The organism is Synechococcus sp. A15-24 (assembly GCF_014280195.1).
Lineage (GTDB): Bacteria > Cyanobacteriota > Cyanobacteriia > PCC-6307 > Cyanobiaceae > Parasynechococcus.
Genome location: NZ_CP047960.1, coordinates 847,287 through 871,201 on the forward strand (window position 1 = coordinate 847,287; position 23,915 = coordinate 871,201).

The following is a 23,915-nucleotide window of genomic DNA, read 5'->3' on the forward strand; positions in this document are numbered from 1 at the left end:
TTTTCAGTCGCCGGGAGGTTGTGAGCCTGATTTCAGAGATCAATCAGGCCAGGGCCTACAACCATGAATGACCAACAGCTCGGGGAGACCCCGTGCACCGTCGATCTGTCCGCATCTGCCCTGACTGAGCAGGCCACTGCAGAGCAGGCGTCTCCTGAAGTCTTCACCACAACGATCGACGCCCAGCAACCGGAATCGGGATTCGATGGGTTCGGATTCAGTGAGGCATTGCTGAAGACTCTGGCTGATAAGGGCTACAGCGAGCCTTCACCGATTCAGAAGGCGGCCTTCCCAGAATTGATGCTGGGGCGTGACCTGGTGGGCCAGGCCCAGACCGGCACCGGAAAAACGGCGGCCTTCGCGTTGCCGTTGCTCGAACGGCTCGCCAGTGGCCAGAAAACCCCGCAGGCCCTCGTGCTGGCACCCACCCGCGAACTGGCCATGCAGGTGGCTGATTCGTTCAAGGCCTATTCCGCTGGGCATCCGCACCTGAAGGTGCTGGCGATTTACGGGGGCACCGACTTCCGTTCTCAGATCAACACCCTGCGCCGAGGCGTGGATGTTGTGGTGGGAACACCGGGCCGGGTGATGGATCACATGCGGCAGGGCACCTTGGACACCTCCGGCCTACGCAGCCTGGTGCTGGATGAAGCCGATGAAATGCTGCGGATGGGCTTCATCGACGATGTCGAATGGATCCTGGAGCAACTGCCGCAGGAACGGCAGGTGGTGCTGTTCTCCGCGACCATGCCACCGGAGATCCGTCGGCTGTCGAAGCGCTATTTAAAGGATCCAGCCGAGGTCACGATCCGCACCAAGGATCAGGAAGGCAAACGGATTCGCCAGCGTTCGATCACCGTGCCGATGCCCCACAAGCTGGAGGCTCTGCAGCGGGTGCTCGATGCCTGCGGTGGTGAAGGGGTGATCATTTTCGCCCGCACCAAGGCCATCACCCTCACCGTGGCGGAGACGCTTGAGGCGGGCGGGCATCAGGTGGCCGTGCTCAACGGTGATGTGCCGCAGAACCAGCGTGAGCGGACGGTGGAACGGCTGCGCAGTGGCTCCGTTGACATCCTTGTGGCCACCGATGTGGCCGCTCGAGGCCTGGATGTGGATCGCATCGGGTTGGTGATCAACTACGACATGCCGTTCGATAGCGAGGCCTACGTCCATCGCATCGGCCGCACCGGCCGGGCCGGTCGCACGGGGGAGGCTGTGCTGTTTGTCACCCCGCGCGAGCGACGCTTCATCAACAACCTTGAGCGGGCAACCGGCCAGCCGATCGAGGCGATGGAGGTCCCAGGCAACTCCGCGATTAACCAGGGTCGACTCGATCGTTTGCACAAACGCCTCAGCGAAGCAGCCCACAACGAGCGGCCCTATGAGGAAGAAGCGGCGCTGCTGAAAGAGCTGTTGCAACGCATCGGCACGGAACTGGAGCTCAGCCCTGAGCAACTGGCCTACGCCGCCCTCAGCATGGCCATCGGCCCAGACCCTTTGCTGCGCCAGAAGGGCGACGACGAGTGGATTCACAACAACCAGCGCCGCGATCGTGATCGAGGCGGCGAACGGAGAGAGCGCCGCTCCGATCGTCCGGCCCGTGCCCCGGAGGAGAACATGCAGCGCTATCGAGTCGAGGTTGGGCACCGTGATCGCGTCAAGCCCGGCAACCTCGTCGGGGCCATCGCCGGAGAAACCGGTCTGCAGGGCCGTGCGATCGGCCGGATTCAGATTTTCGACAACCACAGCTTTGTGGATTTGCCTAAAGGCATGCCGGAGGATGTCTTTAACAGCTTGCGGCGGCTTCGGGTGATGAACCGGGAGCTGCAGATCACTCAGGCGTTGTGATCGCCGCCGTTGTCCTTGCCGTGATCGTCAAGGTGGCAACTGCCCCGGCCGCGGCTGAAGAGAACACCATCCGCCGCTTTTGCATGGCTGCCTTTGAAGCAGCCATGGCCAACGCTGGGTTGACCCCTCCTGAGGGGATGGGCACGTTCACCTGCGATTGTTTTCTCGAACAGGTGTCCCAAGGTGCGGATCTGAACGAGGCCCGTGAGACCTGTAAAACAGAGGCAGCCCGGCGGTTCCCGCTCGACTCCTGATCAGCAGACGCTCACATCGGGCATCAGCATCTCCAGATCCATTGGTGTTCGCTCCATCAGGGCAATGAGCTCCATTTGAACCTCAGGGAGGCTACTGGTCATAAGCGTTGTGAGCAGAGCGCAGCGATCGGTTGAACAGAGCTCACCGTCGTCCGTCCAGTGCAGTGCTTGCAGATGCAGTCCATCCATACCCCTCCTTTTGTTGTGATCTCATGACAATGGGCTGCCCCGGCTGTCCGTCGTGAACTCTTTCGATTTCCTTCCGCTTCCTGTGTTGTTTCGTGCGACTCCCCTGTAACGTCATCACGTTCAGGCTTGACCCCCGGCTTTCTCCGAGCTTCGGAACCGGTTCATGCACCCGAGCACATCCAACGGTTCCACGCTCCATGACCATCTACATCGGCAATCTCTCGTTCCAGGCGGAGCAGGAGCATCTGTTCGATCTCTTCAGTGAATACGGCGAAGTCAAGAACTGCAGCCTGCCCCTGGATCGAGAGACCGGACGCAAGCGCGGCTTCGCGTTTGTCGAGATGGTCAACGACGAAGACGAACAGAAAGCCATCGACGACCTTCAGGAGGTTGAGTGGATGGGCCGCATGATCCGCGTCAGCAAGGCCACGCCTCGTGAGCGTTCAGGCGGACCGCGCGGTGGTGGTGGCGGCGGTTATCGCGGCTGAGCGAACTTCAGAGCAGCGTTCCGACACGCTCAAGATCGATCTCCGGCAGGGGTCAGCGATGTGTGCTGATCCCTGTTGTTTTGTTTGTTGTGGTCCCGTTGTCAGGCCTTCAGGAGCTTCAGAACCATGACGGATCGAACCATCTTCACAAGGTCTTTCCCCCTGGTTCGGTTGCTGCGTCATCTGGCGCCCCAGCGCCGTCTTGTGATCACGGCGGTGATCTGTTCGCTGCTCAACAAGCTCTTTGACCTCGCTCCTCCGGCCTTGATCGGCTTGGCTGTGGATGTGGTGGTGCGTGGTCAGCAGTCCCTGCTGGCGAGATTCGGTATCCAGAGCGTCTCCCAACAGCTGTGGGTGCTGGCGCTGCTCACCTTTGTGATCTGGGCGGCGGAGTCCCTGTTCGAGTACTTGTACGACGTTCTCTGGCGCAACCTGGCCCAGACGACGCAACATCGCCTGCGGCTGGAGGCCTACGACCACCTCCAACAGCTGGAGTTGGCTTTTTTCGAGCAGGACAGCAGCGGCCGTCTGATGGCGGTGCTGAACGATGACATCAATCAGATGGAACGCTTTCTCGATCGCGGTGCCAACCAGATCCTGCAACTGATCACCACGGTGCTGGTCGTGGGCATCGGCATGGCCGTGGTGGCTCCTGAGGTGGCCCTGTTCGCCTATCTGCCGATCCCCGTCATCCTGCTGGGGTCGCTGCGGTTTCAACGGCAACTGGCCCCCCGTTATCGCGAGGTGCGAGCCCGCGCCGGTGATCTCGCCTCACGCCTGGCCAACAACCTCGGCGGCATGCTCACGATCAAGAGCTTCACCGCCGAGCCGCTGGAATTGCAACGGCTTGAAGCGGAAAGCCTTGCCTACCTGGAGAGCAACGGTCGGGCGATCCGCCTGTCGGCGGCCTTCATCCCACTGATCCGTTTTGCCATCCTCTTCGCCTTCGTGGCCATCCTGCTGGTGGGTGGTTTCCAGGCTCTAAATGGTCAGTTGGCTGTGGGCACCTACAGCGTTCTGGTGTTCATCACCCAGCGGCTGCTCTGGCCGCTCACGGCCCTCGGCCGCACGCTTGATGAGTACCAGCGGTCCATGGCCTCCACCCAGCGGGTGTTGGATCTGATCGACACCCCGGTCACGATCCGCAGCGGCCAAACCCCGCTGGACCGACGGCTGGTGCGTGGGGAGATTCGCTTTGAGCAGGTGGATTTCGCCTACCCGGGGCGGGCTTCTCTGTTGCAGGGCTTCGATCTGATGGTGCCGTCCGGGGCAACGGTTGGCATCGTTGGGTCCACTGGCTCCGGCAAGAGCACGGTGGTGAAACTCCTGCTGCGCCTCTATGAGCGTCAGGGGGGGCGAATCCTTCTGGACGGTCGTCCGATCGAACAGCTGCAGCTTCGGGATCTGCGGGGTGCGATCGCGCTGGTGAGTCAGGACGTCTACCTCTTTCACGGCAAGGTGGCTGAGAACATCGCCTATGGCGTTGCCAACCCTGATCCTTTGGCCATCGAGCAGGCTGCCCGTCTGGCGGAGGCCGCTGGTTTCATCGAAGCGCTGCCGGATCGCTACGACACCCTTGTTGGCGAGCGTGGCCAACGCCTCTCCGGTGGCCAGCGTCAGCGCATCGCTCTGGCCCGGGCGATCCTCAAGGACGCCCCGGTGCTGGTGCTGGATGAGGCCACGGCCGCCGTCGACAACGACACCGAAGCGGCGATTCAACGCTCACTGGACCAGATCACCCGAAACCGCACCACCGTGGTGATCGCCCATCGGCTGAGCACGGTGCGCCACGCCGATCGGATTGTGGTGATGGAGCAGGGACGGATTGTGGAACAGGGTCGCCATGACGAGCTGCTGGCCCACGGGGGTGTTTACGCCAATCTCTGGCAGGTGCAAGCCGGCGAACGGCTTATCGCTTCCTGAAGCAGGTGTTGTAGGAGGCGCATCGGCTGACCATGCTGGGGTCGCCAATCGGCCCGACTGTCATGGCCATGCAGGCCTCCATCGGCCAGGTGATGCATCACCCCCTCGGCGTGTTTTCGCTGCTGGTGGCGATCAGTGCGGCGGTGCCGCCCCTCATCCGCCGGATCGGTTTGCCCGACCTGGTGGGGCTGCTGGTTGCCGGCGTTGTGGTGGGACCGCACGCCCTCAACTGGGTGGACAGCGGCAGTGAAACGGTGCGGTTGCTCTCCGATCTGGGGGCGGTGTACCTGCTGTTCACCATGGGGCTGGAAATTGATCTGGAGGAGTTCAACCGGGTCAAACGCCGCTCCTTCATCTATGGCCTGCTGATTCTTCTGATCGGTGTCGGCACCGGCGTCAGCATCGGCCTGTTGGCTGGGTTCGCCTCCGTCTCCTGCCTGTTGCTGGGGGCCTTGATGGCCACCCACACGCCGCTGGGCTATCCGATCGTGCGCAGTTATGGCGCTCAGAAGGATGAATCGGTGGTGGTGAGTGTCGGCAGCACGATCTTCACCGACATCGTGGCGCTGCTGCTGCTGGCGGTGGGCCTGGGCCTCGGCCAAGGGGATCTCAGCGGTATGGGCCTGGGCCTGCTGCTGCTGAGGATCGGCCTGTTCGCTGTGCTGGTGGTGGTGGGTATCCGCTGGCTGGGGCGACGGCTGGTGCTGCGGGGCATCAATGACGAGAACCGCATGGTGCTGGCGGTGCTGGTGGCGCTGTTTCTGGCGTCCCTCGGGGCCGAGTTGGCGGGGGTGGAAAAAATTGTCGGTGCCTTCCTGGCCGGCCTGGCCGTGAATTCGGTCCTGCCGGAGGGGCGGGTGAAGGAGCAGGTGATCTTTGTGGGTGGTGTGCTGTTCATCCCGATCTTCTTCATCGATCTGGGTCTGCTGCTTGATGTGGGCAGCCTCGGGGCCAGCCTCAGCAATTACCAGTTCACCGGCCTGATGCTGGTGGGGGCCATCGGCGGCAAGGGTCTGGCCTCCTGGATCAGCGGCGCACTGTTCGGCTACCGCCGCCCGCAGATCCTGATGATGTGGTCACTGACCATGCCCAAGGTGGCAGCGACCCTGGCCACAGCCTTCATCGGCTTCCAGGCGGGGCTGCTCAATCAGACGGTGCTCAACGCTGTGCTGGCGGTGATGGTGGTGACGGCCACCCTCGGGCCGATCCTGACGGAGCGTTCGGTCACCCGTCTGAACGAGGCGCGTCAGGGCACGCTTCCCGCCAGCTTCGGGGAGGAGGTTTCCGCGTTGGAGGGGGTCAGCGAAGTGGTGCAACGGCCACTAAGGATCGTGGTGCCCGTGGCGAATCCCAGCAATGAGCAGGGGCTGATCACCATGGCCTCAAGATTGCTGCGGGGCTCGGCCGGTGGCGACGGTCTGTTGCTGCCCCTGGCGATGGTGAACCCAAGTTTGGAGGAGGTGCGCGGCGGTCTTAACCGTGCGGTGGCGGCGGCCCGCTCACGGTTGAGGGTGGCGGAGTCGATCGGAGCCGACCTGCAGGTGCCCACCCGCACGCTGTTGCGGCTGGATGAGGACGTGGCCGGTGGCATGAGCCGCACGGCGCTGGAACAGGCAGCGGATCTGCTGCTGATCGGTGCCGGCCGCCAGGACCAGCTGCGGGCCTGGTTGATGGGCGACATTGTTGATGGCGTGTGTAGAACGGCCCACTGCCCTGTGGTGGTGGTGAACCTTGGCCGTCAAGCCGATGCGGCGATGCATCGCATCCTGGTGCCGATCAAGGATCTCTCCGCCAGTGCCCGTGAACAGGTGGAATTGGCCTTGCGGGTGATCAACAGTGCGCCGGAGAACCAACGCACCCGGATCACGCTGCTGCACGTGCATGATCCCCGCTTCAGCGGATCGGATCGGTTGTGGATGGAGGAACAGTTGATTCGTTGGCGGCCGGCCGGGATCCCTGCTGATCGCTTCCATATCGTGATTGTGCGGGGGCCGGGTATCGATGGGTCCATTCATCGCCTCAGCCGCGACCACGATCTGGTGATCCTTCGCACCCAACGCCGGCGTGTCGCCGGACTGCCGATTCCCGGCAGCGATCGCACCAGCAAGTTGATCAGTCAGTTGCCCTGCGCGTCGATGGTGATCAGCGATCCGCTGGTCTGATCTGTCGCGTTGGAGGGGAACCCCCCAACGGTAGTGCGGTTAAGAACGCATCAAGACGGGATTAGCGTGACGGTATGGCCGCGCTGTTCTCCAATTTGCGCCATCGCCCGCTTTGGCAGGTGTGCGGCTTGGGCCTGGCCGTTGGATTGCTGGTGTCGGTTCCGTTGGCTCGGCGTCATCCCCTGGCCGGTTGGTGGGGCCTTGGCATCGGCGACGTGGTGGTGCTGGGGCAGGACGCTGGTGGCAGCAACACCGACACGATCTTCACGTTGAAGGTGAAGCCCGGCAGCACGCGCATCACACAGATTCCCCGCGATAGCTACATCAACCCTGATGGATTCGGGGCGATGAAGATCAATGGATTGCTGAGGCGCGGTGGACCAGAGGCGGTGGAGCGGGAGCTGACGCGGCTGATGAACCGGCCGGTGCGTCATCACGTGGTGGTGTCGCTTCAGACGTTGCCGTTGCTGGCCAATCTGGTGGGCGGCATTGAAGTCGACGTGCCCAAACGGCTGTACTACGTGGATCGCAGCCAGGATCTGGTGATTGACCTGCAGCCTGGGCGTCAGGTGTTGAGCAGCAAGGCGTTGGAGGGATTTCTACGTTGGCGTAACGACGGATATGGCGATTTCGGACGTCTGGAACGACAGCAACTGGGGTTGAAGGGTTTGGCAAATCGTTTGCGGCAGCCGCAGAATCTTTTGAAGCTGCCGCTGTTGCTGGGCGTCGTGCGCACGCAGGTGCAAACCGATCTCAACCCGGTTCAGATGGCTGGTCTTGCCGCGGGATTAATCAGCACTGATCTCGATGCGCATCGGTTGGAAGCGCGACCCTTCAGCCGCGGTGGCATCAGTTACCTTGAAACCACCTGGCCGAATTGATCAAACCAACAGGTTGAGCGAGCGCACCACCCGGCCGCAGAGGTCATTCACCTTCTCCCAGCGGTCTTCGTTGACGCTGGTGGCTAGGGTGTAGAGGCGCCCCCGGTCAACCACCACCGTCGCCAGTTCGTGGCGGTCGCGGTCTTCCAGGTGCACTGCATATTCAAGGTCGTAGAAGGTGTGACCATTCACCTCACGCTCCTGGGCTTCCACCAGCTCGGCGGTGCGTCCGCTGCCGGCGGTGGCGATCACCTCACGACGTAGCCGCTCTCCCACCGCAACAGCGCTGCCAAGTTCGCTGAGGTCGTTGTTCTCATCCACCTTGTTCACCATCAGACTCACGGTCTCATCGCTGTGGATCAGGTCGTGAAACACCACCCGCGGCCCATTGCTCACCTGCACCTGGGTCCAACCGGTGGGATAGAGGAAGGCGAAGCGGCCATCGGGGCTCTGATACGACTGCAGCCCTGCGGTTGGTCCAGCCGCACAGGCTCCCAGGGCCATCGCCAGGACCCCGCAGACGAGCAGGCGGGAGAGGGAGCGGAGCAGCTGCATCAAAACCGGAGCAGATCGATGCATTCTGCCTAGAGTCCGGGCCATAGGCGGCAGACCCCTGAGCGGCTTCACAAGACCGTTGGCCCGGCTGATCGATCAGTTCGAGCGGTTGCCAGGGATTGGCCCGCGCACGGCGCAACGGCTTGCCTTGCATTTGCTGAACCAGCCTGAGGAGCAGATCCGCCAGTTTGCTGATTCCCTGCTGGAGGCCCGCACCCAGGTGGGGCAATGCAAGACCTGCTTTCATCTGTCGGCCGATCCGGAATGCGAGATCTGCCGCAACCTGGAGCGCCGCAACGGTTTGATCTGTGTGGTGGCCGATTCCCGAGACCTGCTGGCCCTAGAGCGCACCCGTGAATTCCAAGGCAGATATCACGTTCTTGGTGGCTTGATCTCGCCGATGGATGGCATCGGCCCGGAGCTGCTCAATGTGACCCCGCTGGTGGCAAGGATTAACCAGGAAGACATCACGGAGGTGATCTTGGCGCTGACCCCCAGCGTGGAGGGGGACACCACCAGTCTTTACCTGGCTCGCTTGCTCAAGCCGTTTTGTTCCGTGAGCCGTATCGCCTACGGCCTGCCGATGGGCAGTGAGCTGGAGTATGCCGACGAGGTCACCCTGAGCAGGGCACTGGAAGGCCGGCGCCCGGTGGAATGACCTTTTAAGCTGTATCACCCGTCACTTTCTGTAGAAAGTGCGGCGTTGCAGGCAACATCGTCAGGATTCCGTGATGTTTGAATCGCCGGCGACATCGCTCCGGGCGGGTGCACCCTCCCAGGTTGCCGGCACCACCACCCCCAGCTGACGTCCGTCCCGCCAGAATTATGTGAAGGAGGTGTGGCATGAGCAAATACAGCACCATTGCCCCGACGGAACGACTGCCTGAATGGCTGCGGCGACCGATCGGCGATGCATCAGCTCTCGAGCGGGTGCAGGGAGTGGTCAAGCAGAACCGCTTACACACCATCTGCGAAGAGGGGCGCTGCCCCAACCGTGGTGAGTGTTACGCAGCTGGTACTGCCACGTTTTTGCTGGGTGGTTCCATCTGCACCCGCAGCTGTGCCTTCTGCCAAGTGGAGAAGGGCCAGGCACCCATGGCGGTGGATCCTGCTGAAGCGCAACGGGTGGCTGATGCGGTGGAGGCGATGCAGCTGCGTTATGTGGTGCTGACGGCCGTCGCCCGTGATGACCTGGCTGATCACGGTGCAGCCCTGTTCACCACAACGATGGAGGCGATCCGCGCCCGCAATCCGCTGATTGCCATCGAGGTGCTGACGCCGGATTTCTGGGGCGGCCATCCCGACCCACAACAGGCTGTTGCCGCGCAGCGTGAGCGGTTGGCCACCGTGCTCGCGGCTGAACCCGTGTGCTTCAACCACAACCTGGAAACCGTCCAACGCCTGCAAGGTGAGGTGCGGCGCGGTGCCACCTACAAACGATCCCTCGGGCTGCTGGCGGCGTGCCGGGGGCTGGCTCCAGCGATTCCCACCAAATCAGGGTTGATGCTGGGCCTTGGGGAAAGCCGTGAAGAGGTGATTGCTGCGATGCGGGATCTGCGGGACGTGGATTGTCAGCGCCTCACCCTCGGCCAGTACCTGCGTCCGTCCTTGGCTCACCTTCCAGTGGATCGCTACTGGACGCCGGAGGAGTTTGATGAGCTCGGTGCCGTGGCCCGCGATCTCGGGTTTGCCCAGGTGCGCAGTGGTCCGCTGGTGCGCAGCAGCTATCACGCTGCCGACTGACGCCAGCTCCGCAGGCTCCGCTCCAGCACCTGCTCCACCGAACCACTCATCAGCGCACCGGCGCCACCCCACACCAGTCGCAACGGCAGATCCCACAGGGCTGCTGCCACATCCCGCTCCAGCTGAAAGCCCCGTTGGCGGAAATAACGCACCAGCCTGCGGTGCTGGCGTTCGTCATCGCGGATCGCCAGCAGCCGGGCTCTGCGGCAGGGGGTTGCCTCCAGGGCCCAGGCCATGGTGGCGGCCCAGACCAGATCGCCCACCCCTGCAGGGCTTTGGGGAACCACCTGCATCGTGTCCAGCTGCAGGCCGTTGCTCGTTCCGTAGCCCCAGCCTTTCATCTCCCCCAGCAGATGCGCTGTGCCATTCGCCCCTGGGCAGGCCACCACCAACCTCAGGCTCCAGAGCCCCAGCGGACGGCCTACCTGCAGCCGCAGCAGCAGGCCCCGCTCGCGGGCTTGCAACTCGAGCCGCTCAAGGATGGACGGTGATGGTTCGGTGTTCATCGATGGCTCACGCGGCGCACGGCATGGAAAGGCAAGGGACCGTAGAGATGGGGGAAGAGTTCACCGGTGGGAATCGCGTCGGCCCGTAGGGGGGCAGACATCAGAGCCGGGTCGATCTCCAGCAACAGCACTTCACCGGCATCGGCATAGAAGCGGTCATAGGTTGCATCGAGCTGTTCGCGCCAGGAGCAGTGGATGAAGCCCACCTGCTCGAGCATCAGTCCGCGGGTGGAGACGCGGTACTCCCCATCGTTCTGGGCCTGACGCCAATCCGAGGCGAGGGCCAGATGAAATAAGGATTGATCCGTTGGAACAGCGATGGCGTCGGCCGGGAAAAGGTGCTGTTGACCGCCTGGATCCCAGGGATCGGCGCGCTGCATCAATCGCTCAAAAGCAGGCGCCTGCAGGAAGCGGTTCAGCCAACCGCGCAATGGCTCCAGCTCAGGGTCGGCATCGAATCCCTGAGGATCAGCGATCCACCACTGGCGCACGAACGGCCACAGGGCTGCATCGGCCAGGCCCATCCGTTCACCGGCCAGCCAGCCTGCTGCTCGGATGCGGTCATTCCATCCCTTGAGGATCGCCCGTCCCTCCTGTTGATGGGTTGATCGATCCGCCTCTGGATAACGGTCGCTGTACTTGAAACGGTCGAGGTGGTGTTTGAACGCACCGTCGTTCTGCTGCACCCACGGATCCAGATCACCTGCACCGAGACAGTCCCTGGGGTCCGCCTGGGCCAGGGCCCAATGCATCAGCTCGAGGCTTTCCTCGATCACGGTGCCGTCGGCCAGCACCAGCACCGGCACCGTGCCCTTGGCTGAGGCTTCCAGCATGGCGGCGGGTTTGGCACGCAATTCGATCTCGCGCCACTGCACCAGTAACCCCGCCTCCAACAGGGCCCAACGTGCCCGCATGGCGTAAGGGCATCGCCGGAAGCTGTAGAGGATCGGCAGCATGAGCTTGGCGTCGGAGTGTTGATGCGTTAGGGATGGGTGTGAACGGCCTGAATCGTGGATGCGAGCTCTGGTTCCCATTGGAATGCTCGCCTGGATGGTGGGTCTGTTTGTCGCCCATTACCAAATTCACGCCGGAGGCTGCGTCACCGAAGCGCGCTGGGCCTCTCAGAACGATGAGGTGTACGACCGTGAACTGGAGGTGAACTGATGGCTCGTAAGCGCATCTCCTTTCGCGATCCCGTCTGGTTGATCCCCATGGTGATCGTTGGCCTGGGCTGTTCCGTTCAAACGCTTCACATGCTGGAGCACACCCGTTATTGCAAAACGGATGCTGAGTGGAAGTCTCTCTACAACGAGAAGTCGTCGGACTCCCTAGGAGAGTCCGACGACTTCTGATCAGGCGTAGGGAGTGGAGGAGTGGTGCACCACAATCCGAACTGCCCCGTCTTCTCCCTTCTGGTACGTCCAGGTTTTGTCGACATAACCGACGTTGCCAGCTTCATCTTCGGTGTAAAGCCACCCCATTGAGGTCGCTGTATCACCGTCTAGGCGAATAACTGCATTTTCAGTCCAGGCGTCAGCCCAAGGTTGTCTCTCTCCTGTGGTGGAGTCGGGCTTGTTGCCAATGGCAAAGCCAAGGTCGTCGTAGTCATCATTGCCGCCAACGAAATATGAAATGGCTCCTGCACGATCTGTGCGGAAGGTGGTGTCCCCATAGGCCCAGGTAGGCTTGAAAGCGACGGGTCCATCCTGGTAGTCGTAAGCGCCGTCAATCACATCTCCAGCCAGGGTTTCGGCGGCATCAAAACCATCGTTTTTGTAGGTTTGGCTGATATCGACTAGGGCTTGGCTCCAGGTAGCTTGAGCATCAATCACTTCATCTCTTGTGATTTGGTTGGCGGGGTCAAAGCCCTGGGCCTTCACAATCTCGTTTTTAATCTTTTCAGGTGCATCAATGCTCTCGTAGGGGGACGAGGAGTGGTGCATCACAATACGCACAATTCCTGAGCTGTCTTTTTGATAGCCCCAAGTTTTATCCACATAGCTCACATTGCCGGATTCATCTTCTGTGTAGAGGAAGCCCTGCACGGTGGCGGTGTTGCCATCCAGTCGCATGACAGAGCGATCGAAACGTGCATTGGCCCAAGGGCTTCGCTCGCCTGTGATGGCATCAGGTTTGTTGCCGATGGCGAAACCAAGGTCGTCGTAGTCATCATTGCCGCCCACGAAATAGGAGATGGCACCGTCACGGTTGGTGCGAAAAGTGGTGTCTCCGCTAGCCCAGGTGGGCTTGAAAGCCACGGCACCGAGTTGATAGCCATAGGCACCGTCGATTACATCACTAGCTAAGGACTCAGCAGCTTCAAAGCCTTCGGTTTTGTAGGTCTGGCTGATGTCAACCAAGGCTCTAGTCCAGGCCTTGTGTGCCCGCTTGACATCTTTTTTGGTGATCACAGGGTCGTTCACGACCAACTCAGTGTCTAGAGTTGCGTAGTCGTTTGATCTCGGTTGTGCAGTGCCGAGTGGTTCAATACATTCGACAATGAGCGCTTGACACAGATCTTCTGAGAACATGATTATCAGTATAAGATGCGCTCTTTTTAGCGATTCCGCTAAAAAGAGCTTCTAACCCTAATCTTGTTTTCAGTTTCATTAGGTCTGATTCCTTGAATTGGCGCTTTGTTTGTTGTCCATCTGCCGTTGGCGCATGGCGAAGCGTTGGCGGTCGCTCTCCGAAAAACGGTCGATGCAATGCAGGCACTGCACCCCTTTGATGTAACTCGGCAAAGACCGCTGCTCGGGTGAAAGGGGCAGTCCGCAGGCATGGCAGAGGCTGTGCTCTCCGGGTTCCAGTTGGTGGTTGAGGGCCACCCGCTGATCGAACACGAAGCATTCCCCTCGCCAACGGCTCTCCTCCTCGGGGACCTGCTCGAGGTACTTGAGGATGCCGCCCCGCAGGTGATGCACCTCCCCGAACCCCTGGTGTTGCAGGTAACTGCTGGCTTTCTCGCAGCGGATGCCGCCGGTGCAGAATATGGCGATGCGCTTTGGTGCGGTCTCGTCAATGAGGGGGCGGAGCTTGGTTTCGGCCCAGTGAGGAAAGTCGCGGAAACTTTCGGTACCTGGATCGATGGCACCGTCAAAGCTGCCGATGGCGGTCTCGTAGTGGTTCCGGGTGTCGATCACCAGGGTGTCGGGGTCATCGACCAGGGCGTTCCAGTGCTCGGGATCCACATAGGTGCCGACGTTGGCTCGGGGATCCACGCCAGTCACCCCCATGGTCACGATTTCCTTCTTGCGCCGAGCCTTGAAACGGCGGAATACCGATCGCTCCGCCCAGCTGCGTTTCACCTCCAACCGTTCAAAGTAATGCTCGCCCAGCTTCAGCTGCTGCTGCAGGTGCTCAAGCAGGCCCTCGACCCCCTGCTCCGGACCACTGATCGTGCCATTGACGCCCTCCATGGCAACCAGTACCGAGCCGAGCACAGCCCCTTGATGGGCCTGGGGCGGTAAGGCGCTCAGCAAAGCCTCGCGCTGGTCGTCATCGAGGGGTGTGAAGGCGTAGAACGCCGCCACCAGCAAGCGACTCATGCCGTGGTCTAGCACTCCTGCCAGTTGGCCTGCACACCGGCATCAGCAAGCAACTGACGGTCGGCTTCAACGTCTGGATTGCCAGTGGTCAGCAGGGTGTCGCCGTAAAAGATCGAATCAGCGCCGGCCTGCAGGCAGAGGATCTGCGCTTCCCGGCTCATCGATTCACGGCCAGCGCTGAGTCGCACCCGGGCCCGTGGCATCAGGATTCTTGCGGTGGCCACCATCCGCACCAGGTCTAGCGGCTCAAACGGAGCCTGATCTTCGAGGGGGGTGCCCTCCACAGCCACCAGACCGTTCACAGGAACACTCTCCGGGTGCGGGTCCATCGAGGCCAGCACCTGCAGCATCGAGGCGCGATCCCGCAACGTCTCCCCCATACCGATGATGCCGCCGCAGCAGAGGGTGACACCCGCCTTGCGCACCCGTTGCAGGGTCTCGAGTCGCTCCTGATACGTTCGGGTGGAAATGATCCGGTCGTAGTGCTCGGGGCTGGTGTCGAGGTTGTGGTTGTAGGCGGTGAGGCCCGCTTCCGCCAGCCGTTCCGCCTGCTGATCGCTGAGCATTCCGGCGGTCACGCAGGCCTCCATGCCCAGGTCCCGCACGCCGCGCACCATCGACAACATCGCTTCGAAGGGAGCGCCATCGCGGATCTCTCGCCAGGCCCAGCCCATGCAGAAGCGATCGGCGCCAGCCTTTTTCGCCGCCCGGGCCCGTTGCAGCACCGGCTCCACCTGCATCTGGGCCTCGAAGGCCGTCACATCACTGCTGTTGTGGATCGATTGGGAGCAGTAGGCACAGTCCTCTTCGCAGCCGCCGGTCTTCACGCTGAGCAGGGAGGCCAGTTGCACCCGGTAGCCGGGGTTGGCGGTGCGGTGCACGGTTTGCGCTTGCCAGAGCAATTCCATCAGCGGAAGCTCCAGCAGCGCCTGGATTTCGGCGATGGTCCAGTCGTGGCGGATCGTGAGCGTCATGGTGTGAGTGGATCAAGGCCTCCGAAGCGGCGGGAGCGGCTTTGGAAATCCAGCAACGCCCGCTTCAGGGCCTCGGCATTGAAGTCAGGCCAGAACACATCGGTGACGTGGATCTCGGCATAGGCCAGTTGCCAGAGCAGAAAGTTGCTGATGCGGTGTTCGCCGCTGGTGCGAATCAACAGATCAGGATCCTGCTCTCCGGCGGTGAACAATTCCGCCGCCAGGCTGTTCTCATCAATGTCTTCGGGCACAAGATCGCCGTTGGCGGCTTGACGCGCCAGACGCTGCGCCGCTCGCACCAGCTCCCGCCGACCGCCGTAATTGGTGCAGACGTTGAAATGAATGCCGCCGTTGGCAGCGGTCCGCTCCGTGGCATCACCAATCAGCTCCTGCAGTTTCAGCGGTAGGGCGTCCAGGTCACCGAGAAAACGGATGCGGACCTGTTCGTCTTCAAGGGTGCGCAGCTCCTTCTGCAGCACCCGTTCGAACAGGGTCATGAGGAAATTCACCTCATCACCTGGCCGAGACCAGTTCTCGGTTGAGAAGGCGTAAGCGGTGAGGGCAGCGATGCCCCAGTCGCTGCAAAGACGAAGGGTTGACTTGAGCGCTTCCACCCCAGCGCGATGCCCCATTACCCGGGGTAGTCCCCTGGATTCAGCCCAGCGACCGTTGCCATCCATGATCACGGCCACGTGGGAGGGCAGCTGCTGGCTATCCAGCTCGGCAGGGCAGAGCCTGGATGGAGTGGTGTCGTGGCTGGTGGCCGGAGGTCGGCTCAAGACAGCGATTCAGCCGATGAGTTCACCACCGTACGTCGTGCTGGTGGCCTGGATTCGGCGCTGCTGAGCAGTTCCAGCAAGAGCTCCTCCAGCCTGGAACTGGTGATCGGTCGCTCGAGCTTGCCTTGATTGGAGAGCGACAAGGTGCCGGTTTCCTCAGAGACAACAATGCAGATACAGCGGTCAAACCGTTCGGTGATGCCGAGAGCCGCCAGGTGACGGGTTCCGTAGCGGCTGACGCTGTGGCGGGACAGCGGCAGGATCACGCCGGCTGCTTCGATGCGATTGCCACGCACAAGAACTGCTCCGTCGTGGAGCGGTGTGTCGGCGGCGAAGAGATTCAACAACAGTTCACGACTGAGTTGCGCACCGATGGCGACGCCGGGGTTGAGGAAGTCCTCCGGCCGAAGATCACTGCCCATATCTACCACGATCAGGGCTCCCCGACGCTGCTGTGAGAGGCGGCCGGCTGCCTCGGTGATCTGCGTCACGGTGCCGGCACTGCCCCGGAACTCCTTCTGGGGATTGCCGAGCAACACCGCCAGCCTGCCGGTGCCGAGCAGTTCCATCAGACGCCGTAACTCCCCCTGCCAGAGAATGGCCAATGACAGAGAGCAGGCCAGCACCAAAGCATCGACCAGTTTCGAGGTCAGCGGCAGATTGGCGTAGCGCTGAACGAACCAGGCCAGAGCAACCAGAAAAAGGTATCCCCTCAGGAGCCAAAGGGTTCGTGCCTCATTGACCCTGGAAAACAGCAGAAACCCAATGGCTGAGGCGAACAGAACGTCAAGAACCAGGCGCGGATCCACCACCGCCAGCACGTTCACCCAGCCAAAGTCTTACTGATCTCAAGGTAACGCCCGGAACCGCTCTGGCAGCACGTCGTAGCGCAGCAAATCATCCGGCTGCTCGCGCTTCTGAACAAGCTCCGAAGAGCCGCTCTGCACCACCACGGCAGCGGGCCGTGGAATTCGGTTGTAGTTGGAGCTCATCGATGAGTTGTAGGCACCGGTTGCGAACACGGCGACGATGTCTCCGCTGCGGGTGGTGGGGAGCGGTAAATCCTTCAGCAGAACATCACCGGATTCGCAGTGTTTGCCCACCAGGTTCACGGTCTCTTCCGCAGGGGCCAGCGGTCGGTCGGCCAGGCAGCAGGTGTAAAGCGACTGATAGGTGATCGGTCTGGGGTTGTCGCTCATGCCGCCGTCGATGGCGACGTAGGTGCGCACACCAGGAATGGTCTTGCGGGAACCCACGGCATACAGCGTCACTCCGGCGGTGGCCACCAGGGAACGGCCCGGCTCGCATAGCAACCGTGGTAACTCCAGTTGACGATCCCGGCAGGCGGCCGTGACGGCATCGGCCACCACCTTCACCCATTGCTCGATGGTTGGCGGATCATCCGAGGCCACGTAACGGATCCCGAGGCCGCCTCCAACATTGAGGTCCTTCACGGGATGCCCCAGGCTGCGGGCCAGCTTGAGGGCATCGGCCATCACCGCTGCCAGGTCCCGATGCGGCTCCAGTTCAAAGATCTGGGAGCCGATGTGGGCATGAAGTCCGGTGAGCTTCGCCCAGGGCTTGCCCACCAGCTGCCGCAGCACCGACTCCAGCAGGTCGGGGTCGAAGCCGAACTTGCTGTCCAGGTGGCCGGTTTGGATGTACTCGTGGGTGTGGCACTCGATGCCGGGGGTGAAGCGCAGCATCAGCCGGGCCGGTGCACCGCCGGCAGGCACCAGTTCCGCCAGGCGTTCCAGATCGTGCTGATTGTCAACGACGATCGTGACGTTGTTGTTGTAGGCGAGCAGGAGCTCCTCGTCGTTCTTGTTGTTGCCGTGCAGCACCATCCGCTCGCCGGGCATCCCCCCCTGGAAAGCCGTCAGCAATTCACCGGCGGAGACCGCATCGAGGCCGAGACCTTCGGAGGCGGCGATGCTGCTCATCAGCAGTGAGCTGTTGGCTTTGGAGGCGTAGATGGGCAGGGAGGGCCCGGGGTAATGCTGTTTCAGAGCGTCCCTGTAGGCACGACAGGTGCCGCGCACCGTGTCCTCATCCAGCACGTAAAGAGGTGTGCCGTAGCGCTGGGCAAGGTCGCTGAGCAGGCAACCCCCCACCATCAGCCGATCACGCTCGTCCAGACAGGTGGTGACTGGCGCCAGGTTGCGGTTGGGACTGGTCGTGTCCCGCTCTGCTTCGTAGGGCTTCTGGCTGGCGATGGCTTGGGTCACGACGGGCCGGCGAAGAGGGGCAATGTAGGAATCGGAGTGCCCCCGGCAGGTTCAGGGTGACTGTGATCGATCTCGATCCCCGCTGGTTGGCGGCGTGTCTCGTTCTGGACGAACGGGCGTTGAAGGGGTTCTGGAGTGCTCAGCAGTGGCGTTCCGAACTGGAGGATCCCCTTCGCCTCTGCCTTGGGTTGGCGCGGGACGAGGAAGGCTTGTCCGGAGTGGCCTGCGGCTGGTTGGTCGTGGATGAGCTGCACATCACGGTGTTGGCGGTGGATCCCGACGAGCGCCAACGGGGCCATGGCCGTCGTCTTCTCACGGCGCTGTTGCAACGGGCACGCCAGGACGGTGCCGCTCACGCCACCCTCGAGGTTCGCAGCGACAACATCGCCGCACTCTCTCTGTATCACCGCGTTGGTTTCAAAACCGCCGGTCGTCGGGAGAGGTACTACCGAGACGGTTCCGATGCCCTGATCCAGTGGCGCCGGTTGTCCACCGAGGAGTAGCTCCGGTCGGCCTTCGGTGTTGTTCGGTTTCCCGTCCCTGAGAGACAAAAAAGATCGAAATCTTTTTGATCTTGTTGTTAATTTGTGGGCGCGACAGGCCAGTTGACGACTGGAAAGTGACCGAACCAACCGAACACTCGCATCGGCCTCAGAGTCCTGATAGCTTGGACACACTTATGCATCGGCCTCGCGATGTTCGAACGCTTTACCGAGAAGGCCATCAAGGTGATCATGCTGGCCCAGGAAGAGGCTCGGCGACTTGGTCACAACTTTGTGGGCACCGAGCAGATCCTTCTGGGTCTGATCGGAGAGGGCACGGGTGTTGCCGCCAAGGTTCTGAAATCAATGGGTGTCAACCTCAAGGATGCCCGGGTTGAAGTGGAGAAGATCATCGGCCGGGGGTCTGGCTTTGTGGCCGTTGAGATCCCCTTCACGCCAAGGGCGAAGCGGGTGCTCGAGCTCTCCCTGGAAGAAGCCAGACAGTTGGGGCACAACTACATCGGTACCGAGCATCTGCTGCTCGGCTTGATCCGGGAAGGTGAAGGCGTTGCGGCCCGTGTGCTCGAGAATCTGGGTGTTGATCTGGCCAAGGTCAGAACCCAGGTCATTCGCATGTTGGGTGAAACCGCCGAAGTGTCCGGCGGTGGCGGTGGTGGTGGAGCAAAAGGTTCCACCAAAACGCCAACCCTGGATGAATTCGGCAGCAACCTCACCCAGATGGCCAACGAGGCCAAGCTCGACCCCGTGGTGGGTCGCCACAATGAAATTGAACGGGTCATTCAGATCCTGGGTCGCCGCACCAAGAACAATCCGGTGTTGATCGGCGAGCCGGGTGTGGGCAAGACGGCCATCGCCGAAGGTCTTGCTCAGCGCATCCAGCAGGGTGAAATTCCGGACATCCTGGAAGACAAGCGCGTCCTCACCCTTGACATTGGTCTGCTCGTCGCGGGGACCAAATACCGCGGTGAGTTTGAGGAGCGCCTCAAGAAAATCATGGAAGAGATCAAGTCGGCCGGGAACGTGATCCTGGTGATCGACGAGGTCCACACCTTGATTGGTGCCGGTGCCGCTGAAGGCGCCATCGATGCGGCCAACATTCTCAAGCCGGCTCTTGCCAGGGGTGAGCTGCAGTGCATCGGTGCCACAACCCTGGATGAGTACCGCAAGCACATCGAGCGGGATGCTGCGCTGGAACGGCGCTTCCAGCCCGTCAACGTCGGTGAGCCCTCCATCGATGACACCATCGAAATCCTGCGGGGCCTGCGCGAGCGCTACGAGCAGCACCACCGCCTCAAGATCACCGACGATGCTTTGGTTGCTGCGGCAACCCTCGGTGATCGCTATATCTCAGACCGCTTCCTCCCCGATAAGGCGATCGACCTGATCGATGAGGCCGGTTCACGGGTTCGGCTGCTCAATTCCAAGCTTCCACCCGAGGCCAAGGAAGTTGACAAGGAGTTGCGCGGCGTCCAGAAACAGAAAGAAGACGCCGTACGCGATCAGGACTTCACCAAGGCCGGTGAACTGCGTGAAAAGGAAGTTGAGCTACGCGATCAGATCCGCTCTCTGTTGCAAGCCAACCGCACCGATGCCACTACCGATACCGAAGCGTCCGCTGAGACGAACGATGCGCCTGCGGCAGAGTCCGCTGAGTCCTCGCCCATGGTGAATGAGGAGGACATTGCCCAGATCGTTGCCTCCTGGACCGGCGTGCCGGTGCAGAAGCTCACGGAGAGCGAATCGGTGAAGCTGCTGAACATGGAGGAGACGCTGCATCAGCGTCTGATCGGTCAGGACGAAGCGGTCAAGGCGGTGTCCAAAGCCATCCGTCGGGCCCGTGTCGGTCTAAAGAACCCGAACCGTCCCATCGCCAGCTTCATCTTCTCCGGCCCAACCGGTGTCGGTAAGACCGAGCTCACCAAGGCTCTGGCCACCTATTTCTTCGGCAGTGAGGAGGCGATGATCCGCCTCGACATGTCGGAGTTCATGGAGCGCCACACTGTCAGCAAGCTGATCGGTTCGCCTCCGGGCTATGTCGGCTTCAACGAAGGTGGTCAGCTCACGGAAGCTGTGCGACGCCGTCCTTACACCGTGGTTCTGTTCGATGAAATCGAAAAAGCCCACCCAGATGTGTTCAACCTGCTGCTGCAGCTCCTTGAAGATGGCCGTCTGACCGATTCCAAGGGCCGCACGGTCGACTTCAAAAATACCCTGGTGATCATGACCTCGAACATCGGTTCGAAGGTGATCGAGAAGGGTGGCGGTGGCCTCGGTTTCGAGTTCTCCGGTGAGAGTGCCGAGGAGTCTCAATACACCCGCATCCGCTCCCTCGTGAATGAGGAGCTGAAGCAGTACTTCCGCCCTGAATTCCTCAACCGACTCGACGAGATCATCGTGTTCCGTCAGCTCAGTCGCGACGAGGTGAAGGAGATCGCCGAAATCATGCTGAAGGAAGTCTTCGGCCGGATGGGCGAGAAAGGCATCACCCTCACCGTGTCCGATGCGTTCAAGGAGCGGTTGGTCGAAGAGGGATACAACCCGGCCTATGGAGCCCGCCCCCTGCGTCGCGCTGTGATGCGGTTGCTGGAGGATTCCCTGGCTGAGGAAGTGCTCTCCGGCCGGATCAAGGATGGTGACCATGCCGAGGTGGATGTCGACGACGACAAGAAAGTTGTCGTCCGCCACAAAGGTCTGGCTAAGAGCTCTCCCCAACTGGCAGGTGCAGCTGTCTGATGGTTGTGTCCATCTCCTCCCACGCCATCGCCCCGGCGGTGGTGCTGCGGGGGGAGGGTGCCTGGGCAGAGGCGCTGTCCAAGATCAGTGCCCTTTGTGCCCGCCCTCTCCTGTTGGGTCGCAGTCAGGCCACGTCAAGCCTGCGGTCAGCCCTTGCTACGGATCTCCTTCAGAGCGGTCTTGCGCCGCAACCAGCTGAGCTCAGCCACGACTGTTGCGAGGAGGATCTACAGCGTCTGGCCTGTGAGGCAGCCGAATGTGATGCCGTTCTTGCCGCCGGTGGTGGAAAGGTTCTTGATGCCGGCAAGTTGCTCGCCCATCGCCTTCAGCTGCCCTGCATCACGGTGCCGTTAAGTGCTGCCACCTGCGCGGGTTGGACAGCTCTCTCCAATCTTTATTCAATGCACGGAGCCTTTCAGGGTGATGTGGCCCTGACGCGCTGCCCTGAGCTGCTGGTGTTTGACCATGGCCTGGTTCGCCAGGCTCCTGCGCGCACCCTGGCCAGCGGCATCGCCGATGCCCTGGCGAAGTGGTACGAAGCATCGGTCAGCAGTGGCAACAGCAGCGATGGGCTGGTGCAGCAGGCCGTTCAGATGGCCCGTGTCCTGCGGGATCAGTTGATGATTGATGGTCCCCTGGCCCTGCAGGATCCCCACAGTGCGGCCTGGGCCCGCACGGCCGAGGCCTGTGCACTCACCGCCGGTGTGATGGGCGGCTTGGGGGGTGCCCGCTGCAGAACCGTTGCAGCACACGCCGTGCACAACGCTCTCACCCAACTGCAGGCCTGTCACGCCGTGTTGCATGGCGAAAAGGTGGGCTTCGGAATCCTGGTGCAGCTCCGCCTGGAAGAACGCCTGGGAGGCAACCGCCTGGCCGGCCAGGCCCATCGCCAGCTGCTTCACCTGCTGCGGCAGTTGCAGCTTCCGGTGAGCCTGCAGGATCTTGGCTTGTCAAACGCCAGTCTCACTGATCTGCAACAAGTGTGTGCCTTTGCCTGCCGTGAAGGATCAGACCTGCACCACCTTCCATTTGCGGTGACACCGGGGGCGTTGCTTGAGGCATTGGTTGGAGCCGCCGAACCCAGTCCCGTCGCGCCTTGAAATCCCTTCTTGATGGTTTGATCCCCGGGCTGTTGGACCCGCAGGCCAGGGACCTGGCGATGCATGTGCAGTGGTGGCCTTTGCAGGGTCTGGGCCTTGAGACTCCCTTCCCGGTGGCTGTAGTTGGTCAGGGGCCTCCGCTGCTGATGCTGCATGGTTTTGACAGCAGCTTTCTGGAATTTCGTCGTCTTGCGCCGCTGTTGACCGATCGCTTTCAGCTGTTCATCCCGGATCTGTTCGGCTTTGGCTTTTCACCGCGTCCGCCGCAGGCGGCCTACGGCCCTGATGCTGTCCTTCGGCACCTCGATGCACTGGTTGCGCATCTCGATGCCGATGGGGCCATCGGTGTGATCGGAGCCTCGATGGGTGGTGCGGTGGCGGTGGAGCTGGCCCGACGTCAGCCGGAGAGAATTCATCAGTTGCTGTTGTTGGCGCCTGCTGGACTGACGGGCCGGCCCATGCCGGTCCCACCCCTGCTTGATCGGCTTGGTGCCTGGTTTCTTGGTCGCCCTGGGGTGCGTCGCGGGCTTTGCCGCCAGGCCTTTGCTGATCCGGATGGGCAGGTGGGCCCGCCGGAGGAACAGATCGCATCGCTGCATCTGCAATGTCCGGGGTGGGCTGAGGCCCTGGCAGCGTTTGCCCGCAGCGGTGGCTTCGCCGGTTGTGGCGAGCCGTTGCCACCGCAGCCCCTGTACGTGATCTGGGGAGCTGATGATCGGATCCTGCGTGCACCGCTCAAGCTGGCGGCCGAAAGCTTGCTGCAGCACCCAGCCGAAACCTTTGAGGCCTGCGGTCATCTCCCCCACATCGATCAGCCGCAACAGGTTGCTGACCGCTGCCTGGAGCTGCTGGGTTGATGAGCGATCCACTGCTGCAGCTGATCTCCACCGGTCTGGGGCTCTGGATCCGCAGCCGCTGTGATCAGGTGGGGGATCTTGACCTCACCTTGCAGGGGTCATCTCTGGGGCTGATGCGCGGTCAGCTGCAGGGTGCGGTTCTGTCGGCACGGGATGTGTGCTTTGAGGGGTTGCCACTGCACCATGCCGAGATCAGCAGCGGACCGATTCAGCTGGATCTCACCTGGTTGCGTCCAGGCCGGATGTTGGCTCTGAAGGAGCCTTTCCAGGTGAGCGGCACGGTGTCGATGCCAGGTCAGCCGCTTGGCGATGCGTTGTTGTCTGAGCGTTGGCGTGAACTCGGCGATTGGATTGCTGAGCAACTGATGGGCCTGAAGCCCCTGGGTCAGCTGCGGATCGAGAACGACGAACTGGAGTTGGTGGCATCAGTCGCCGCACAACGGGATCCGATCCGGAAGCGCTTCCGCCTGCGAGCCGAGGCGGGCACGGTTGTTCTGTCGGCCTCAGATTCCCCGGAGACCCGAGCCGTGTTGCCCATGGATCCGGCGATCACCGTCACCGATGCGACGCTGGGGGCTGGATTGCTGACTTTCGAGGGGAACGCAATCGTAACGCCTGAGTGACAATGTCTTAGCTAAATCGTG

25 protein-coding genes are annotated in these 23,915 nt (G+C 61.8%); 15 read left to right on the top strand and 10 right to left on the bottom strand.

Going from position 1 to position 23,915, the window contains the following annotated elements; all coding sequences use genetic code 11:
• Positions 1-63: 63 nt before the first annotated feature.
• Both SynA1524_RS04565 and SynA1524_RS04570 read left to right on the top strand, forming a co-directional pair.
• Positions 64-1,848 (top strand): DEAD/DEAH box helicase, encoded by a 1,785-nt coding sequence (locus SynA1524_RS04565; RefSeq protein ID WP_186499138.1) that lies wholly within the window; start codon positions 64-66, stop codon positions 1,846-1,848.
• A complete protein-coding gene (locus SynA1524_RS04570; RefSeq protein WP_186499139.1) occupies positions 1,845-2,102 on the top strand; it encodes a hypothetical protein in 258 nt (85 codons plus the stop codon). Before SynA1524_RS04565 ends, SynA1524_RS04570 begins: the two co-directional genes overlap by 4 nt.
• Here SynA1524_RS04570 and SynA1524_RS04575 read toward each other — a convergent pair whose 3' ends face one another.
• Positions 2,103-2,291 (bottom strand): DUF8633 family putative protein, encoded by a 189-nt coding sequence (locus tag SynA1524_RS04575; RefSeq protein ID WP_186499140.1) that lies wholly within the window; start codon positions 2,289-2,291, stop codon positions 2,103-2,105. It lies immediately after the preceding gene.
• A 197-nt stretch (positions 2,292-2,488) separates the two neighbouring features.
• On the opposite strand from SynA1524_RS04575, the gene rbp reads away from it, so the two are divergent.
• From rbp to SynA1524_RS04595, 4 genes are all read left to right on the top strand, one after another.
• On the top strand, positions 2,489-2,779 hold the full coding sequence (gene rbp / locus SynA1524_RS04580; protein ID WP_011127788.1) for an RNA-binding regulator: 291 nt from the start codon (positions 2,489-2,491) through the stop codon (positions 2,777-2,779).
• Positions 2,780-2,905: 126 nt separating this feature from the next.
• Complete coding sequence (locus tag SynA1524_RS04585; protein ID WP_186499141.1) at positions 2,906-4,702, top strand: ABC transporter ATP-binding protein; 1,797 nt, start codon at positions 2,906-2,908, stop codon at positions 4,700-4,702.
• Between the two features lie 62 nt (positions 4,703-4,764).
• Entirely contained in the window at positions 4,765-6,864 is a 2,100-nt protein-coding gene (locus SynA1524_RS04590; protein WP_186499504.1) for a cation:proton antiporter domain-containing protein, read from the top strand.
• 74 nt (positions 6,865-6,938) lie between these two features.
• Positions 6,939-7,745 carry an LCP family protein gene (locus SynA1524_RS04595; RefSeq protein ID WP_186499142.1) on the top strand — a complete coding sequence of 269 codons (807 nt, stop codon included), beginning with the start codon at positions 6,939-6,941 and terminating at the stop codon, positions 7,743-7,745.
• Here SynA1524_RS04595 and psbP read toward each other — a convergent pair whose 3' ends face one another.
• Complete coding sequence (gene psbP / locus SynA1524_RS04600; protein ID WP_186499143.1) at positions 7,746-8,300, bottom strand: photosystem II reaction center PsbP; 555 nt, start codon at positions 8,298-8,300, stop codon at positions 7,746-7,748.
• Positions 8,301-8,379: 79 nt separating this feature from the next.
• Here psbP and recR point away from each other — a divergent pair, with 79 nt between their 5' ends.
• On the top strand, positions 8,380-8,958 hold the full coding sequence (recR, locus tag SynA1524_RS04605) for a recombination mediator RecR (RefSeq protein ID WP_186499144.1): 579 nt from the start codon (positions 8,380-8,382) through the stop codon (positions 8,956-8,958).
• 185 nt (positions 8,959-9,143) lie between these two features.
• Positions 9,144-10,043 carry a lipoyl synthase gene (gene lipA / locus SynA1524_RS04610; protein ID WP_186499145.1) on the top strand — a complete coding sequence of 300 codons (900 nt, stop codon included), beginning with the start codon at positions 9,144-9,146 and terminating at the stop codon, positions 10,041-10,043.
• Here lipA and SynA1524_RS04615 read toward each other — a convergent pair.
• Together SynA1524_RS04615 and SynA1524_RS04620 are read right to left on the bottom strand one after the other, a co-directional pair.
• Positions 10,028-10,549: a hypothetical protein gene (locus SynA1524_RS04615; protein ID WP_186499146.1), complete on the bottom strand. Its 522-nt coding sequence runs from the start codon at positions 10,547-10,549 to the stop codon at positions 10,028-10,030. The two genes, lipA and SynA1524_RS04615, sit on opposite strands and share 16 nt — an antisense overlap.
• A complete protein-coding gene (locus SynA1524_RS04620) occupies positions 10,546-11,505 on the bottom strand; it encodes a DUF952 domain-containing protein (RefSeq protein ID WP_186499147.1) in 960 nt (319 codons plus the stop codon). The genes SynA1524_RS04615 and SynA1524_RS04620 overlap by 4 nt, the downstream gene beginning before the upstream one ends.
• 58 nt (positions 11,506-11,563) lie before the next feature.
• Here SynA1524_RS04620 and SynA1524_RS04625 point away from each other — a divergent pair, with 58 nt between their 5' ends.
• Positions 11,564-11,713 carry a hypothetical protein gene (locus tag SynA1524_RS04625; protein WP_186499148.1) on the top strand — a complete coding sequence of 50 codons (150 nt, stop codon included), beginning with the start codon at positions 11,564-11,566 and terminating at the stop codon, positions 11,711-11,713.
• Positions 11,713-11,901, top strand: a complete 189-nt coding sequence (locus SynA1524_RS04630) for a hypothetical protein (RefSeq protein ID WP_186499149.1) — start codon at positions 11,713-11,715, stop codon at positions 11,899-11,901. Before SynA1524_RS04625 ends, SynA1524_RS04630 begins: the two co-directional genes overlap by 1 nt.
• Here SynA1524_RS04630 and SynA1524_RS12875 read toward each other — a convergent pair whose 3' ends face one another.
• The 6 genes from SynA1524_RS12875 to lysA all read right to left on the bottom strand — a co-directional run bounded on the left by SynA1524_RS12875 (position 11,902) and on the right by lysA (position 18,078).
• Positions 11,902-12,972, bottom strand: a complete 1,071-nt coding sequence (locus SynA1524_RS12875) for a metal-independent carbonic anhydrase family protein (protein ID WP_502707917.1) — start codon at positions 12,970-12,972, stop codon at positions 11,902-11,904.
• Positions 12,973-13,158: 186 nt separating this feature from the next.
• Positions 13,159-14,097 (bottom strand): oxygen-dependent tRNA uridine(34) hydroxylase TrhO, encoded by a 939-nt coding sequence (gene trhO, locus SynA1524_RS04640; protein ID WP_186499150.1) that lies wholly within the window; start codon positions 14,095-14,097, stop codon positions 13,159-13,161.
• Positions 14,098-14,105: 8 nt separating this feature from the next.
• Complete coding sequence (gene bioB, locus SynA1524_RS04645) at positions 14,106-15,071, bottom strand: biotin synthase BioB (RefSeq protein ID WP_186499151.1); 966 nt, start codon at positions 15,069-15,071, stop codon at positions 14,106-14,108.
• Positions 15,068-15,850, bottom strand: coding sequence for an undecaprenyl pyrophosphate synthase (gene uppS, locus SynA1524_RS04650; protein WP_186499152.1), 783 nt, complete (start codon positions 15,848-15,850; stop codon positions 15,068-15,070). Before uppS ends, bioB begins: the two co-directional genes overlap by 4 nt.
• Complete coding sequence (gene cdaA / locus SynA1524_RS04655; RefSeq protein WP_186499153.1) at positions 15,847-16,677, bottom strand: diadenylate cyclase CdaA; 831 nt, start codon at positions 16,675-16,677, stop codon at positions 15,847-15,849. Before cdaA ends, uppS begins: the two co-directional genes overlap by 4 nt.
• Before the next feature lie 21 nt (positions 16,678-16,698).
• Complete coding sequence (lysA, locus tag SynA1524_RS04660; RefSeq protein WP_186499154.1) at positions 16,699-18,078, bottom strand: diaminopimelate decarboxylase; 1,380 nt, start codon at positions 18,076-18,078, stop codon at positions 16,699-16,701.
• Between the two features lie 56 nt (positions 18,079-18,134).
• On the opposite strand from lysA, the gene rimI reads away from it, so the two are divergent.
• From rimI to SynA1524_RS04685, 5 genes are all read left to right on the top strand, one after another.
• On the top strand, positions 18,135-18,581 hold the full coding sequence (gene rimI / locus SynA1524_RS04665) for a ribosomal protein S18-alanine N-acetyltransferase (RefSeq protein WP_186499155.1): 447 nt from the start codon (positions 18,135-18,137) through the stop codon (positions 18,579-18,581).
• A gap of 192 nt (positions 18,582-18,773) precedes the next feature.
• On the top strand, positions 18,774-21,314 hold the full coding sequence (locus SynA1524_RS04670; RefSeq protein WP_186499156.1) for an ATP-dependent Clp protease ATP-binding subunit: 2,541 nt from the start codon (positions 18,774-18,776) through the stop codon (positions 21,312-21,314).
• Positions 21,314-22,414, top strand: coding sequence for an iron-containing alcohol dehydrogenase family protein (locus SynA1524_RS04675; RefSeq protein WP_186499157.1), 1,101 nt, complete (start codon positions 21,314-21,316; stop codon positions 22,412-22,414). Before SynA1524_RS04670 ends, SynA1524_RS04675 begins: the two co-directional genes overlap by 1 nt.
• Positions 22,411-23,271 (top strand): alpha/beta fold hydrolase, encoded by an 861-nt coding sequence (locus tag SynA1524_RS04680; protein WP_186499158.1) that lies wholly within the window; start codon positions 22,411-22,413, stop codon positions 23,269-23,271. The genes SynA1524_RS04675 and SynA1524_RS04680 overlap by 4 nt, the downstream gene beginning before the upstream one ends.
• A complete protein-coding gene (locus SynA1524_RS04685; protein ID WP_186499159.1) occupies positions 23,271-23,894 on the top strand; it encodes an LmeA family phospholipid-binding protein in 624 nt (207 codons plus the stop codon). Before SynA1524_RS04680 ends, SynA1524_RS04685 begins: the two co-directional genes overlap by 1 nt.
• Positions 23,895-23,915: the final 21 nt, after the last annotated feature.

Bases quoted from the DNA above. Each gene is read 5' to 3' on its own strand.
- SynA1524_RS04565 (WP_186499138.1), top strand. From the start codon at position 64: ATGAATGACCAACAGCTCGGGGAGACCCCGTGCACCGTCGATCTGTCC.
- SynA1524_RS04575 (WP_186499140.1), bottom strand. From the start codon at position 2,291: ATGGATGGACTGCATCTGCAAGCACTGCACTGGACGGACGACGGTGAG.
- rbp (WP_011127788.1), top strand. From the start codon at position 2,489: ATGACCATCTACATCGGCAATCTCTCGTTCCAGGCGGAGCAGGAGCAT.
- SynA1524_RS04585 (WP_186499141.1), top strand. From the start codon at position 2,906: ATGACGGATCGAACCATCTTCACAAGGTCTTTCCCCCTGGTTCGGTTG.
- SynA1524_RS04590 (WP_186499504.1), top strand. From the start codon at position 4,765: ATGGCCATGCAGGCCTCCATCGGCCAGGTGATGCATCACCCCCTCGGC.
- SynA1524_RS04595 (WP_186499142.1), top strand. From the start codon at position 6,939: ATGGCCGCGCTGTTCTCCAATTTGCGCCATCGCCCGCTTTGGCAGGTG.
- psbP (WP_186499143.1), bottom strand. From the start codon at position 8,300: ATGCAGCTGCTCCGCTCCCTCTCCCGCCTGCTCGTCTGCGGGGTCCTG.
- lipA (WP_186499145.1), top strand. From the start codon at position 9,144: ATGAGCAAATACAGCACCATTGCCCCGACGGAACGACTGCCTGAATGG.
- SynA1524_RS04615 (WP_186499146.1), bottom strand. From the start codon at position 10,549: ATGAACACCGAACCATCACCGTCCATCCTTGAGCGGCTCGAGTTGCAA.
- SynA1524_RS04620 (WP_186499147.1), bottom strand. From the start codon at position 11,505: ATGCTGCCGATCCTCTACAGCTTCCGGCGATGCCCTTACGCCATGCGG.
- SynA1524_RS04625 (WP_186499148.1), top strand. From the start codon at position 11,564: ATGCGAGCTCTGGTTCCCATTGGAATGCTCGCCTGGATGGTGGGTCTG.
- SynA1524_RS04630 (WP_186499149.1), top strand. From the start codon at position 11,713: ATGGCTCGTAAGCGCATCTCCTTTCGCGATCCCGTCTGGTTGATCCCC.
- trhO (WP_186499150.1), bottom strand. From the start codon at position 14,097: ATGAGTCGCTTGCTGGTGGCGGCGTTCTACGCCTTCACACCCCTCGAT.
- bioB (WP_186499151.1), bottom strand. From the start codon at position 15,071: ATGACGCTCACGATCCGCCACGACTGGACCATCGCCGAAATCCAGGCG.
- SynA1524_RS04670 (WP_186499156.1), top strand. From the start codon at position 18,774: ATGTTCGAACGCTTTACCGAGAAGGCCATCAAGGTGATCATGCTGGCC.
- SynA1524_RS04675 (WP_186499157.1), top strand. From the start codon at position 21,314: ATGGTTGTGTCCATCTCCTCCCACGCCATCGCCCCGGCGGTGGTGCTG.
- SynA1524_RS04685 (WP_186499159.1), top strand. From the start codon at position 23,271: ATGAGCGATCCACTGCTGCAGCTGATCTCCACCGGTCTGGGGCTCTGG.